Annotated in this window: 11 protein-coding genes; 2 read left to right on the forward strand and 9 right to left on the reverse strand. The window is 60.5% G+C overall.

The features are described 5' to 3' along the window. Window positions 1-44 precede the first annotated feature (44 nt). Window positions 45-1,121, forward strand: a complete 1,077-nt coding sequence (locus LGY53_RS44305; protein WP_308103071.1) for a hypothetical protein — start codon at window positions 45-47, stop codon at window positions 1,119-1,121. 283 nt (window positions 1,122-1,404) lie between these two features. Here the strand turns inward: LGY53_RS44305 and LGY53_RS38830 are convergent, their stop codons facing one another. The 9 genes from LGY53_RS38830 to LGY53_RS38870 all read right to left on the reverse strand — a co-directional run bounded on the left by LGY53_RS38830 (window position 1,405) and on the right by LGY53_RS38870 (window position 12,754). Next, window positions 1,405-2,025, reverse strand: coding sequence for a response regulator transcription factor (locus LGY53_RS38830; protein ID WP_225731674.1), 621 nt, complete (start codon window positions 2,023-2,025; stop codon window positions 1,405-1,407). Continuing rightward, window positions 2,022-3,191, reverse strand: a complete 1,170-nt coding sequence (locus LGY53_RS44310) for a sensor histidine kinase (RefSeq protein ID WP_225731675.1) — start codon at window positions 3,189-3,191, stop codon at window positions 2,022-2,024. The genes LGY53_RS38830 and LGY53_RS44310 overlap by 4 nt, the downstream gene beginning before the upstream one ends. Further along, window positions 3,188-4,000 (reverse strand): ABC transporter permease, encoded by an 813-nt coding sequence (locus LGY53_RS38840; protein ID WP_225731676.1) that lies wholly within the window; start codon window positions 3,998-4,000, stop codon window positions 3,188-3,190. The genes LGY53_RS44310 and LGY53_RS38840 overlap by 4 nt, the downstream gene beginning before the upstream one ends. After that, window positions 3,997-4,833: an ABC transporter ATP-binding protein gene (locus LGY53_RS38845; RefSeq protein ID WP_225731677.1), complete on the reverse strand. Its 837-nt coding sequence runs from the start codon at window positions 4,831-4,833 to the stop codon at window positions 3,997-3,999. Before LGY53_RS38845 ends, LGY53_RS38840 begins: the two co-directional genes overlap by 4 nt. A gap of 56 nt (window positions 4,834-4,889) precedes the next feature. After that, on the reverse strand, window positions 4,890-5,960 hold the full coding sequence (locus LGY53_RS38850; protein ID WP_225731678.1) for a TauD/TfdA family dioxygenase: 1,071 nt from the start codon (window positions 5,958-5,960) through the stop codon (window positions 4,890-4,892). A 258-nt stretch (window positions 5,961-6,218) separates the two neighbouring features. Beyond that, window positions 6,219-7,940, reverse strand: a complete 1,722-nt coding sequence (locus LGY53_RS44315) for a non-ribosomal peptide synthetase (RefSeq protein ID WP_225731679.1) — start codon at window positions 7,938-7,940, stop codon at window positions 6,219-6,221. Next, a complete protein-coding gene (locus LGY53_RS38860) occupies window positions 7,941-11,267 on the reverse strand; it encodes a non-ribosomal peptide synthetase (RefSeq protein ID WP_225731680.1) in 3,327 nt (1,108 codons plus the stop codon). Between the two features lie 53 nt (window positions 11,268-11,320). Beyond that, window positions 11,321-12,280 (reverse strand): zinc-binding dehydrogenase, encoded by a 960-nt coding sequence (locus LGY53_RS38865; protein ID WP_225731681.1) that lies wholly within the window; start codon window positions 12,278-12,280, stop codon window positions 11,321-11,323. 132 nt (window positions 12,281-12,412) lie between these two features. Next, window positions 12,413-12,754 (reverse strand): ABC transporter permease, encoded by a 342-nt coding sequence (locus LGY53_RS38870; protein WP_225731682.1) that lies wholly within the window; start codon window positions 12,752-12,754, stop codon window positions 12,413-12,415. 12 nt (window positions 12,755-12,766) lie between these two features. Between LGY53_RS38870 and LGY53_RS38875 the strand changes: the two genes are divergently transcribed. Then, a complete protein-coding gene (locus LGY53_RS38875; protein ID WP_225731683.1) occupies window positions 12,767-14,131 on the forward strand; it encodes an ABC transporter substrate-binding protein in 1,365 nt (454 codons plus the stop codon). The last annotated feature ends 257 nt before the right edge of the window (window positions 14,132-14,388 follow it).

The raw sequence follows: 14,388 nt of genomic DNA on the forward strand, positions 1-14,388 counted from the left end.
AGGCCGACTTCGGCATCGCTCGATTTCGCGACGACGTCGGCGGTTTGACGCAAACGGGTACGTTCACCGCGACCTTGGCGTTCGCCTCGCCCGAGCAGCTGGCCGCAGGCCCGGTCGACCACCGCTGCGACCAGTATTCGCTGGCCTGCACCTTCTTCGCGTTACTTACCGGAGGTGCACCATTCGCGGCGACCAACCCGGTGGCCGTGATCGAAGCACAGATGCGCCAGCCGCCACCACCGTTGAGCAAACTCCGTCCGGACCTGCCACCCGACCTGGATACCGTGCTGTACCGGGCGCTGGCCAAGCACCCGAACGACCGGTACGACAGCTGTGGCGAGTTCGTAGCGACGGTGGTCGGTGTCTTACAGTCGGCGAATGCGCCGACTGTGGTGGCGGGCGAGCAAGCGACGGCGGTGCCGTCGATCGGTACATGGCAGAGTCGTCCGGCGCAGCCGACCGTGATGCAGCGGATGTCGCCGTCACCACCGGTCTACGATCAGCGCCATCTGATGGCGACGCCGCAGGCGAATCCGCTGCTTGCGCCCCAGTATCCGAGGCAGTCACCGATGCCGACGAAGCCTTCGAAGAGCCGCCGGTGGGTTCTGATCGCCGCACCGGTTGTCGTTGCGGTGCTCGCGGTCACCGGGTTCGTGGTGTATCGCAAACTGCAGCCGACCTACACGACCGTCTCGAAGACTGCGGCCGATGTCATGTCCGCGTTTCCTGCTGAACTATCGGTGGCGAATTCGCAATGCGTGCCGAAAAACATCGAGGTCGACAATGGTCACGACGGGCGCATGAATGCCGTCGAAGTGACCTGCCGAATCATCCAGCCCGCCAGCCTCGGTTCGGCCCCACCGAACCTGTACTCCGGCATCTTCGAAGCGTGGGTCAGCAGCAAAGATTCAAAGTACGTAATCAACCGAGACAAAGATCTTGTTCCGAGTTCCGATCATCTGATCTGGAATTCTGACAAATCAGCACAGTTGTCCGTGAGCAACGATACCCAGGCAAGGTACATCAACTCCCCACGAATGCTGGTGATCGACTTCGGCTTCGAGAGAAGCCTGACCGCTGAACAGATGGTTGCCTTCGCCAAAGCAACCGGACTTTTGTAGGTCCAAGCTCCCAATTTGGCGTGATCAATCCGATCGATCAGGAAGCAGCCAACTAGCCAAACCAGTCGACGGCACGCTGCCGCCCCGACCCGCCGGATCACAATCTACCGACCATTGGACCAGGGTTTCGCGCGGTTCGAATACCAACACGTTGGGAACCCCGAACTTTCTCAATAGTGTCTGGCACGGTTTGCGGAAATTTCCGTTCTACTGAGACAGAACAACGCTCAATACACAGTGGTGTCGTTCCACCTGACCACCGATAAGTGGCGGCTTTGGCTGGTCAGCCGAGGAGTCCGCGCTCCATGGCGGTGGTGACGGCGGCGGTCCGGTCGGACACGCTGAGCTTTCCGAACACGCGCAGCAGGTGCGTCTTCACCGTGGCCTCGCTGATGTGTAGCGCGCGCCCGATGTCGGCGTTCGTCCCGCCCTTTGCGACAAGCCGCAGCACCTCCGTTTCGCGGGCCGACAACGGCGGCGGCTCCGGGTTCCGCACCCGGTTCACCAGCTTCCCGGCCACCGACGGCGCCAGCACGGTCTCCCCGCGTGCCGCTGCCCGGATCGCCCCGGCCAGCTCCGTCTGCGACGCGTCCTTGAGCAGGTACCCCGACGCACCCGCCTCGACCGCGCGCAGGATGTCGGCGTCCGTCTCGTAGGTGGTCAGCACGACGACCCGGCGCCCGGGCGTCTGCCGCAGGATCTTCCTGGTCGCGCTGACGCCGTCGAGGCCGGGCATCCGCAGGTCCATCAGGATTACGTCCGGCTGCTTGACCCGATCGAGCGCGACGGCTTCGTCGCCGGACCCCGCCTCGCCGACCACTCTGAAGTCCGGTTCTGACTCCAGCATCCCGCGCAGTCCCTCCCGCACCACGGGATGGTCGTCGACCAGCATTATCGTGATCACGCGGGCACCTCCAGCTCCACGTCCGTTCCCTCGGAATATCCACTATGGATGCTGAGCCGTCCGCCGATCTGCCCCGCCCGCGACCTCATCCCGGAAAGCCCGAACCCGTCCGCCGGTGCGCCGGGGTCGAAACCCGCGCCGTCGTCGTGCACCAGCAACCGTACCGAGTCGTCGACAACGGACACTCGGACGAGCACCGCCGACGCCGACGCGTGCTTGCGGATGTTGGCCAGTGCTTCCTGCGCGGCACGCAGGAGAACCACCTCGGTCGCCATCGGCAGTCTCGGCAATGGCCTGTCCACTTCGTATGTCACCGTGAGGGTGCTCTCCTCGGCGAGCCGGTCGGCGAGCCGTCGCAGCGCCTCCTCCAGCGATCCCGCCGTCAGGTCGGAAGGCGCGAGCGCCGCCACCATCGTCCGTGCCTCGCCGAGGTTTTCCCGCGCGGTGCGGGCGGCGAGGCCGAGATGCCGCCTCGCCGCGGCGGGGTCGGTGTCCATTTCGGACTCGATCGCCTGGGTGAGGGTGACAATGCTGGTGAATCCCTGCGCCAGCGTGTCGTGGATCTCGCGGGCCAACCGCTCACGCTCGGTGGCCGTGCCCGCCTCCCGGGAGAGCCGGGCGACCTCGGCCTGGCTGGCTTCCAGCCGCTCGATTAGCTCGGCGCGGGCGTGGCTCTCCTCGATGATGCCGGTAATGTAGCGCCCGGTGAGCATGCTGAAGACGATCACGATCATCGGCACCAGGATGGCCAGGGCCTCGGCCCCGTTGTGGACGATCGAAGCGACCAGGCTCAGCATGATCGTCAGCGACGTGAGCGCGGCGGCCGGTTTGAAGTCCAGCGTCATGTACACCAGCGGGCAGACGATGAACAGGCCGAAGCTCGCCTTGGAGTCGGCGAACATCGCGACGACGATGAGTAGCAGCACAACCCCAGCGAACAGCCACCGCTGCGCGTCGTTGTTCTCGCTGGCGACGACTCGGCGGCCCTGGAGCAGGTAGACGATCGCGATCCCAGTCAGCGCCGCGACACTGACCAGTCGGGCCGCTACCGCCGTCGTCGGCTCCTCGGTGAGGACGTACGCCACTGTCCCGACATACGCCACTCCGAACACCACATCCCAGACCCAGCGGAAGCGCTGCCACGCACTCAGCGATAATGGATTCACCGGCGCTCGTTCGTCCAGCGGAACGCCAGCCTCGCTAGCAGTAGTCCTGTTACGCACCAGGCGCCGAGTACCAGCGCCACCATCGAAAGTTCCCATGTCCCCGCCATTTCCTGGGCCGCGGCCTCCGAGGGCAGGAACACCGAGCGGAAGCCCTGGCAAACCCATTTAAGCGGAAATACCGACGCAACGTAGACCATAACCTTCGGCAGGTGCGTGATGGGGGTGACGAACACCCCCGACATGAACTGCAACACCAGATAGACCAGGTTGACCAGCGCGACGACCCCGTTCGTCGACCGGGGCATCGAGCCGATCACGATGCCGAGCAGGGTGCAGGACACGGTGCCCAGCACGAACACCCAAACCAGTGTCAGCCACTGCGCCGGCTCGGGCGGTAGGTGCAGCTTGAACATGAGCACTGCCATCGCGATCATCAGCGCCGACTGGACTGCGCTGGTCACCGCCACCAGCACCATCTTGCCGATGAAATACGACCCCGCGGGCATCGGTGTCCCGCGAAGCCGTTTGAGCGCGCCGCTCTCGCGGTCGGCGGCTAGGCCGATGCCCATGCTGTTGAACGACGTCGAGACGATGCCTGCGCCAATCATGCCCGCAGCGAGTAGCTGCCCCGAGCTGACCGACGCCTGCGTGGTCGGACGGTCCAGAATGGATCCGAGCAGGATCATCAGTATCGCGGGCAGGGAGAAGGTGAAGACCACCTGTTCCTTGTTGCGGAAGAACTGGCGCAGCTCCGCGCCGCCGCGGGTGAGGCCCAGCGAGAACGTGCCGGGCAGGGCGAGCGTGGTCATGCTGTCTCTCCGATCAGCTGGAGGTAGATGTCCTCCAGGCTGGGCCTGGTCACGGTCAGCTCGCCGAGCTCCCCACCCCCAGCGGAGAGCTCGGTGACGAGCTTCGTCGGATACGCCGTGCGCTCGACGTGCTCACCGCGCTGGTCTACCCAGCGCACGGTCGCCTCCGCACCGGCACGGCCACCGAGATCATGCGGGGTGTCCTCGGCGACGACCCGGCCGCGGGCGATTACCGCGACTCGGTCGGCCAGCGCCTCGGCTTCGTCCAGGTAGTGCGTGGTGAGCAGGATCGTGGTGCCCTCCCGCGTGAGCCCGCCGATCAGCGTCCAGAACCGGCGGCGAGCCTCGGGATCGAACCCGGTCGTCGGCTCGTCGAGGAACACCAGCTCGGGACGGCCGATGATGCCCAGCGCAACATCGACCCGCCGCCGCTGCCCACCCGACAGCGACTTCACCCGCGTCCCCGCCTTCTCGGTCAGCCCGACCTTGTCTATCACCTCTTCCGGATCACGCGGATCGGGGTAGTACTTCGCGAAATGCCGGACCGTCTCCGCCACCGACAACTCGGCCGCGTCGTTCGCGGTCTGCAGAACGATGCCCAGCCGCGCCCGCCACGCCCGGCCTGCCCGGCCTGGATCCTCACCGAGGACACTGACCTCACCCGCCGTCCGATCCCGGTGACCCTCCAAGATTTCCACTGTCGTCGTCTTGCCTGCGCCGTTCGGACCGAGCAACGCGAACACCTCACCCTGCCGGATATCGAAATCGAGCCCGGCCACGGCAACCTGCCCCGGATACTCCTTGCGCAAGCCGCGCACCCTCACTGCTGTCATGACTCAAGCCTGTTGCCGCGCTGGGACTTCCGGGTCATCCGGGAAGTTGAACCCGGCTATCCACCGATCGATGGACAGTCCTCTATCCCTCGGAACGGAGCGACAATTTGCTGACCGTAACCGGATTCGTCAGCCTCGGCTGGGTTCCGTCGCCGGTGCGGCAGCCGGATGTTGATCCGTTTCAGCCATCGATCGCCGCCGTCGTATCGAGGTCGGAACGGCACCCTACCGTGCGCGGCAACGTCGTTGTCCAGCAACAGGATTTCTCCAGGCGAGAGGATGACAGTATTGCAAACACGTTCCAGTTCGGCGCCGAGTTCTCGGTAGGCGGCGCGGAACTCAGCTCCAGCCGAATCGAGGGGCGTGCACGTGGGTTCGTACCGGAGAGTCAGGCCCTCTGGTTCGCTTGGCTGCCAGAGAGTCGGCACAGCAGGTCCCGGATTGCCGAGATGCCCCGTGCCGTAGGAGATATCGGGAAGAATTGGCACATTCGGGGTCAGGAGTTCTCGGCGCTGACCAGCGGTGAGCCGGATGTGGCGGACCGACGAAATGGTGGTGCCCACACCGTCAGGGTTGCGGAGGCAGCCGAGCAGCAGAAGGTTTGCGCGGCGCGGGTGGAAGGCGTCTTCAGTGTGTGGACTCAGAAGGGTGAGTGACCCGGAGCCCAATTGCTCGTTTTCGTGGCCGATGGTTGGAACAACATTGTTGACAAGCTGGCCGTTCTGCTGGTTGGCCCAAGCAAACGGAATTCCAATGCTGCGTGCGAGCAGCAGCAGCGCGATGTCGAGGCACAGCGACGCCGGTCGACTGCAGTCGGGGCGGGCCGCAGTCTGCCAGTCCGGCGGGGTCTGTCCGAGTTCGACGTCGTCGACAGGTAGGGTGCCGAGGACGGCGGCACCGGCGGAGGTCTGCGGCGGCCGCAGGAGGGTGCGGGTACCGGCCGGGAGTTCAGTAACCCGGGTATCGATTAGGTCAACGAGTCGCCGGATATCGGCGAGATCGCTGAGTGCGAGACTGATCTCAGTACTGAGTTCAGACACGGCCCGCAATACGTCGGTGGGCACTTCGCGGCGCTCAACTGTCCAGTTGTCGACCGTATGAATTTCGTGGACAAAGCTTCTCACCATTGAGTCCTTTCATTACAACGAATTGAGAAGTTGGTGGCAACGATCAGATCTGCGAGACCATCCCCGACTGCCTTGAGCAAGGATTATGTGAAACCAGGTCATGTCTGTGGGCGACACCCGTGCGGTCATACCAAAACCGAAAATGACACGCAGGAGCAAGCCTCCGGATCGCAATAAAGACAGCACTCGCGTCCGCGTATCAGAAGGTAGGCTCAGTTGACATCCACCGCGAGGTACGGTTTCACAACACGGCCAGCGTCATGAGCTCTCGCCTCGGTGCTGACGCCTCTTAATGCGCACTGCCGAATGGCTACGACGGCGTTCATGACGTTGAACGCTCACAGCAAGGGATGGAATTGCTGCACTTTCGAGATGACGAGCAAGTGATCCTATGCTTGGGTATTTGAAGAGCGCTACAAGCTCAAGGCTCACACCCAGCCGTTCACGCAGGAGCGACTGGACTTGAACCATGAGAAGGGAAGTACCACCGCAGTCGAAGAAATTGCCGTCCGGCGCGACGTCACTCACTACCAGCACACTCTTCCAAATATTTCTGATGGCCTCTTCCAAATCGCCTTCTGATCCCCGCAGATCATCAGGCCCACTTATAGATGCAACAGAAGGAAGGGCACGGTAATCAATCTTGCCATTGGGCGTCAGAGGGATGTCGCTAATCTTTATCACCTCATGAGGGATCATGTATTCGGGCAGTAGCGCCGCAAGGTCCGCGCACAGTTGATCGACCGCCGACTCCGAGCCGTCAATCGGCAAAGCGTATGTTGTCAGTCGAATGGCCTCGCCGGTGGAACTTCTCGCGACCGTCACCGCGCGATCTATACCCGGCAATCGCATGCAGGCCGCATCGATCTCGGTCAAATCCACACGGAACCCCATGACCTTCACCTGACGATCAATGCGGCCGAGAGTCTCGACAGAACCGTCTGACAAATAGCGACCCCTGTCTCCAGTTTCGAAACGGCGCGTCCCCGGCGTCGGGTCGAGCTGAAATCCTCCTGTATCGGAAGCATTTATATAGCCTTTAGCCAGAAATGGGGTTCGAACCACAATTTCGCCGATCTCACCTATTCCGGCCAACTGCCCGGAATTGTTGATAACGAGAATTTGAACATCTTTAATTCCTCTGCCGATCGGCACCGGGGCACCATCTGCAGCAAGACCTACTTCCTTCGGATTGATCACGTGGAAAGCCATTGCCTGTGGGGTTTCAGTGGTTCCGTAGAAATTAACATGCTGAGCTGACGGCATAATCGCGGTAACCGCCTTCACATCGCCATACCGCAGGATGTCGCCTCCGTAACAGATCAGGCGGACGTCCGGCAGCCGAATCCCCGATTCCACCGCAGCCATCGCCAGCAGCCGTGCAAGTGGCGGAGTGAGGTGAAGGACCGTGATTCGACGCTTTGCCAACCAACGCAGAAGCGCCAGCGGATCCCTGCGGAGTTCGACGTCAGGAACATGAAGTTCGCCTCCCACGCACAAGGGCGTGAAGACGTCACGCAGCAGCGGATCATGTCCGAGTCCAGAGAGCAACGCGAAGCGGCTGTCCCGACCTATATCAAATTCCGAGACATACCGGGAAAGAAAGTGAGCAAGGGAAGCCGATCCGCTGATAACAGCGCGAGGCAGTAGATCTGTCGATCCCGAGGTAAACATGATATACGAGGGACGCACCGCGCGTGCACTGGGCATAGGCGCCGACCCTTCCGGCGCCCCCAATAGGCGACTGGCTTGCGATACATTTATGCCAACGCCAGCGATTATCTCGGGCAACGGACCGGCTTCCTCGGACCAGATCAGCAGCGACGGTTTCACGGCCGCCATCTGAGCCCGCAATCGGGCAGGAGGATGCGCCGGGTCCAGTAACGCGAACGTCGCACCACTTTCCATAATACCCACGAGAAGTGGCACGAGCTCGACGGTACGTGCCGCATAGAGCGCGACTACGTCCCCTTCAGCCACTCAGAGTTCACCCAGTGTGTGGACTACGTGAGAAATGAGCATGACCAGCAGCTTCCCCGTAAGCGCTCTTCCACTCGCATCGTGGACCACGGACGTAACCATGCCCTTACGCACTTCGGCAGAAATACCGGAGCGCGAGGCAAATCCGAAATTTTCCGTTACGTCGGGCAGCACGTTTCGATGGGCGTCGGCGACCAGCGACATCTTGTCAATATTCACGTCGGTGCCGGCGGTCGCAACCTTGATGACATGAATGAGCTGTTCAAGGATGTTCGAAGCCCGAGCATCGCTGAATAGCTCCGAGTCGTAGACCAGATCGAGTCGGAGCCGGTCCTCGTGGTCGACGATGTAAAGGCTGAGATCGAAGAGGGCAGCATGCGCAGGAAGTTCGAGCATCTCCGTCTCCAATCCTGGCATGCTTGGCGGATGGTCGGGGGGACCTAGTAAATTGAACCAAGTTTGGAATAGTGGGTTGCGGCCAAAAGTACCGGCAGCCGATACACCAGCAACCACATCCTCGAATGGAATACTCTGGTTGGAATGGGCATCCAGTACCTCATCGCGCACACGAATCAGGACATCAATAAACGTATGCGCGCCGTTGAGGTTTGTGCGTATAGCAACTGTATTGACAAAGAAGCCGATAAGGCCCTGTGTTTGTTCACGGTCCCGTCCCGCAATCGGCGTACCAACAGTGACGTCCTGCTCTCCGGTGAGGCGGGACAGTAGAACAGTGAAGCAGCTGAGCAGGGTAACGAAGAGAGTGCTTCCGTGCCGCCGCCCGCAGGCCCGTGCGCTGGTAGTCAGCGCAGGGTCAAGCCACTGCGTGACACATCCGGCCTTAGCACGTCCGCCAGGATCCGACCTTGGTCTGTCCGCAAGACTGTCGAGTGAGGGTGGGAGTGTACTGAACTTCCCCTTCCAGTAATCCAGTTGCTGGGCAAACGCACCTTCGCGATGGCGCCGATCCTGCCAGGCCGAGATGTCCCCATAGGACAGTTCAGGCGTAGACAAAGCGGCTGCTTCACCGCGCAGTGCCGCCTCATATTCTTGCCCTAGTTCCAGGAGAAACAGCTCAGCGGACCAGCCGTCGAAGACGATATGATGAACGGTTACCAGCACCTTGTATATACATTGATCCATCCACAGGAGATCCACTCGGATAAGTGGGCCCGTTGCAAGATTGAAAGGTTCCCGAACCCGGTCGGCCAACACACTCGATCCCCTCGCTTCAGAATCGGCATCATGGCGGAGATCTATAACTCTAATATCCAAATCGAAATTGGGTACCACCTCCTGTAGCGCTTCTCCGTCCGCCATTATGATTCGGGTACGCAGCGTCGCATGCCGACTCACGATCCGGTTGAGCGCGGTCTCGAGCGCAGCTAGAACCAAGGGACCCTTGATGCTGAAAGCAATGGGTATATTGTATGTAGAATTGGTTCCATCAATGAGATTCAGCAGCCACAGCCGACGCTGAGTCGGCGACAGTGGATAACGTTCGTCGGGGGCAGAATGCGCTATGGGAGGATCCACCTCAGGTGTCAACCGGTCAATCTCCGCAGCAAATTTACGCACGGTTGGCCAGATAAGTGCGGCACTGGAGGGAAGGTCAGCCTGGAATTCTCTACGAACCCGTGCGGAGATCAAGGCTGACTGGATCGAATCACCGCCCAGCATAAAAAAATCGTCCAAGGCGCCCACTCGCGGAAGCCGCAGATAATATTGCCAGATTTCCGCGATCCGAATCTCGGTACTGCCGGCCAAAGCTTCGAACGTACCATCGTCGTTCCGGACAAAATCAGGGAGACGGCGCCGGTCGACCTTGCCGCTGGCGTTGAGCGGCAAAGCATCCAGGACGGTTACCCCATCGGGCACCATCGCCGCAGGAAGGACACGCTTCGCGTAGTCGTGCACTTGGCGGGGCGTCACTGCCATTGGCCCCACCACCGTGATATACGCATAGAGCCTCACACGCCCTGTGTCGCGGGCTGCCACCACAACCGCGTGACCGACGCCGGGATGCCCACGCAAGGCGGTTTCCACTTCCGCTGTCTGGACACGCACTCCGTTGATCTTGACCTCGTAGTCGATACGGCCGAGATGCTCAAGGTCCCCATTGGGTAGGCGACGAACTTTGTCGCCCGAACGATAGATACGCCAACCACCGGAGTCGGGTAGAAATCGTAGGGCAGTCAGAGCGGGATTGCCGCGGTATCCGCGGGCGAGTCCGGCGCCGGTGAGGCAAAGTTCACCTTCAGCCCCATCTTCGATCTCGTCGAATTCGGAATCAAGCACTTTGGTCCGGGTACCATGGAAGGCGCGCCCGATAGGCAGCGTGGGCCCGCAGGGCTGCTCGTCGAGGAGCGTTTCGTATAGGGTGCTGTCCACACTCGACTCAGTTACGCCGTAAGCACAGAAGACTCTGGTTTGCGGGCCGACAAGTGCACGTAATTGCATGTAGTCCTGCCACGGCCAACCTTCTCCGCCCACTGTTACAATTCGGGAATCGTCAAGACGGCCGCCATTGAACTGCAAATGCTCCATCAGCACCCGCAGCAGCGCGGGCGTGATTTCTATCATGTCCGGTTTATATTGGGTAATAAGCCGATACATATTTTCCGGTCGCAGTAGGTCCTCCCCGGTGCACAACACGAGCACTCCGCCGGAAAGTAGGGCCCGGGCGAAATCGCCGGTCGACTGGTCGAATCCGAAACCCGCGATCTGGAGGTGGCTACGGACACTGCCCCGAAGATCGTAGGCCTCCTCCCAACCTAGGTATGAGGTCATGAGCCCTCGGTGGGAGACCTCCACACCCTTGGGGTGTCCTGTCGATCCCGATGTATAAATCGTATATGCAAGGTTGTCGGGCCGGACACCGGATACAACACGGACCGGTTCATCCTGGATCTCGGACACGAAATTCTGGTCTATTAGAACCAGCTGAGCATTGTTGGATGGAACTTGATCCGCCAGGTGTGACGATGTCACGATCACCGTCGGGTTACAGTCCTCGACGATCTGTGCAAGGCGTTGCCTCGGCTGAGCAGGATCGAGAGGCACGTAGGCGCCGCCAGCCTTCCATGTGGCCATAATCGCAGTAATCGCCTCGTGCGACCGATCCAGCAGAACACCGACGAGAACATCCGGGCCGATGCCAGCTGCGCTCAGCGTGGCCGCCAAGCAGTTGGCGGATGCGTCCAGCTCTCCGTAGCTTACGGTCCGTCCCTGATGAATTACAGCAGGTGCCTGCGGATTCTCTTTAACCCGTGCATCGAATCGGCGGTGGATCAGAAAGTTGGTGTATTCCTCGTCTGTGGTAGACATGCCAGGCCTTCGGGGTTGCTATGTGGTTCGGAGGGGAGAATCTGGGCCAGCTGTCAGCTCTCGGCCATATTAAGGACAACCTTGCCCACCGTCGATCGCTCGGCAACTAGATTGAACGCCTTCGCCGCATCGTCCAGAGGGTATGCTCCACCGATAACAGGTTTCAGCTGATTGTTCTTGACCATGCCGAACAAGCCGGCGGCCGTCTCGGCCAGGGCACGCGGATTCGTGCGAACCAAATCTTCGGCCCAAAATCCAACGACAGAACGGGAACCACCAATAAGCGACTCCAAATGCACGGGAGTCGATGGTTCATTCGAAGCCGTCCCGTACACCACCATGCGCCCATGAGCACCAAGGGCAGCAAGCCCGTGGTTCAGTGTTTGCCCACCCACCATCTCCAAGACTATGTCCACCGGTCTGCCGGCATTGGCATCCAGGAGTGCTGCAGTCATATTTTCTGTGCCCGAGTCAACAACGGTGTCAGCGCCGATAGACATTGCGAGATTGCGCTTGTCCGGGGTCGATCCCACTGCAATCACACGAGACGCCCCCCATGCCTTGGCAAGTTGCACTGCGACGGATCCGACTCCACCAGCTGCCCCGTGGATGACGATTGACTGTCCGCGCACGCTGCGAACACACTTGCGCAGCAAATGCCAGGCGGTAAATCCCTGGAGACCGAGAGCCAGAGCCTCCTCGCCGGTAACGAAGTCCGGAACGGGGACCATAAATTCTGCCGAAACTGCGGCGTGCTGCGCGTGGCCGCCTTCGTCGACAAATCCGAGTACCCGTCGCCCGGAGGAATCTCTACCAAAAATCTCGGTGCCGGGAATGAATGGGAGTTCGTTCTTCTTGAGGTATGTTCCCGCTATCTTATGCAGATCGGAAAAATTGATTCCAGAGTACTCCACATCGACGAGCTCCGCGCCAGCGACGATCTGCGGAGTAGAAATCTCGCTGATCTCAATATCCTTAGGGGCGCCGAACTTTTTGACAACGACCGCTTTCACATCATTCCTTAGCAGACACGTTTATCGTATGGCCTTGTCGCTGTGTACGAATGCCAGCCATCAATCTGATATTTGCCGGGTCGGCACCTCGTGCCGCAGTCCCCCGACCGGGAAACTTCTAGCACCGCGCGCTCAGAAGAAGCGCGTCTTGAGTTCACGACGGTACCCCATCATAGCGATGGCAGTGAATGCAGCAGTATAGGCGATAAGAATAAGAAATGAAGGGAGTCCGAAGCCTGGATCGACGCCGACAGCACCCCAGCCGATGCGGGCGAAATGCCAAGTCGGCAGAATCGGCGCGAGGTGCTCGGCCAGACTTGGTAGTTGATCGAGGGGTACGAACATTCCGCTAGCGAAGGAGAGCACCAAGTACACAACAGTGGACACGGGACCGGCTGCCTTTGGGGAGAGGTTGTAGCCAATAGCCAAACCCATAGCCACGAACACAACGTTGCCAACGGTATATCCACCCATCAGCTGCGCCCATTGGGCAGGGCTCAGCCGTACCGGCAGCACTACCGGATCACTCTCGAACCGAACTGGAAATTCACCGACGGATCCCTGGTGTCGGCGAAATCATTCGTCGAAGCGTGGAACTACGGCGCGCTCGGAACCAACGGTCAACTGCAGAGCTGGGCATTCGCATCGATCGCCGGCTACGACGAGGTATCGGCGAATCCGCCCAGGGCACAGACAATGTCGGGATTGAAGGTGATCGATGACCGCACCTTCACCGTCGATCTCACCCGCCCATCGATCGATTTCGAGCTCTCACTAGGGTTCCCACCGTTCTACCCGTTGCCGGAGGCCGCATACAAGAACATGAAGGCCTTCGGCGCGAACCCGATCGGCAACGGACCGTACAAGTTCGAGAGTCCAGATGCCTGGCAACACAATGTGAAGATCGATCTGGTGCCCAATCCGGACTATCACGGAGATCGTCAACCCAAGAACAAAGGACTACGGTTCGTGATGTACCAGTCCTACGACTCCGCCTATGCAGATCTGCTGGCCGGCAACCTCGACCTGCTCGACACCATCCCCAACAATGCGCTGACCACCTTTCAGGCCGATCTCGGCGACCGCGTCATCAAGAAGCCCACCGCGGAGTACCAGCACATCGGATTCCAGCCCACCATGCCTCATTTCGCCGGCGAGGAAGGCGTGCTGCGCAGCAAGGCGATCTCGCTGGCGATCAACCGACAGCAGATCTGCGATGCCATATGGCATGGCACCAAAATCCCGGCGCGGGATTTCACCTCCTCCAGCCTGCCCGGTTTCAACGGCAATCTGGCCGGCTCAGAACTGCTGAAATACAACCCAGACGAGGCTCGCAGATTGTGGACTCAGGCCAACGCAATTGCGCCGTGGTCGGGTCCCTTCAAGATCGCCTACAACTCCGACGGCGATCACGCGGCATGGATCGACGCGATTGCCAACAGCGTCAAGAACACTCTCGGCATCGATGCCCAGGGCGTACCTTACGCCACGTTCAAGACCATGCGCGACCAGATCGTCGGCAAGACCATTCATATGGCGTTTCGCAAGGGCTGGCAGGGCAACTACCCGACAATGCTGAACTTTCTGATGCCGAAGTATCTTTCCGACTCGGCCAGTAACGACATCGGCTACGTAAACACCGAATTCGACAAGCTCCTCGCCGCCGCACTGGCGGCACCGGCGCCCGAGGGGTCCTATAACCTGGTGGCGCAGGCGCAGACCATCCTGTTCCAGGATATGCCAGACATTCCGGTATTCGACTCCATCGCAATCGCGGGATATTCAGATAAGGTACGACATGTATCATTGTCCTGGAACGGCCTATTCGACTTCGAGAACGTCGAAAAGTAGTCGCTCGTTCAGCACTCAACAGCGGTACGTGGCCTGGCCATCCCACGCTGGCCAGTGCATCGAAGCGACAACATTGTTAACCCAGCGATCGAGTCGGGCCACCCGGCCCGATCTTGGGCTGCTCACAGCTGGTATTCGGCTTCGATCGTCAATTGTCTACAGGAAAACCGCAGGTCATCCCGGTTCCCATGTTCATAGTGCCCCGCCGAAGGCACCAACCTGCGACCTGGTCAAGAGCTACGCCCCGGAAACGCAGG

This window comes from Nocardia sp. JCM 34519.1, assembly GCF_020361265.1.
In the GTDB taxonomy this organism is placed as follows: Bacteria; Actinomycetota; Actinomycetes; order Mycobacteriales; family Mycobacteriaceae; genus Nocardia; species Nocardia arthritidis_A.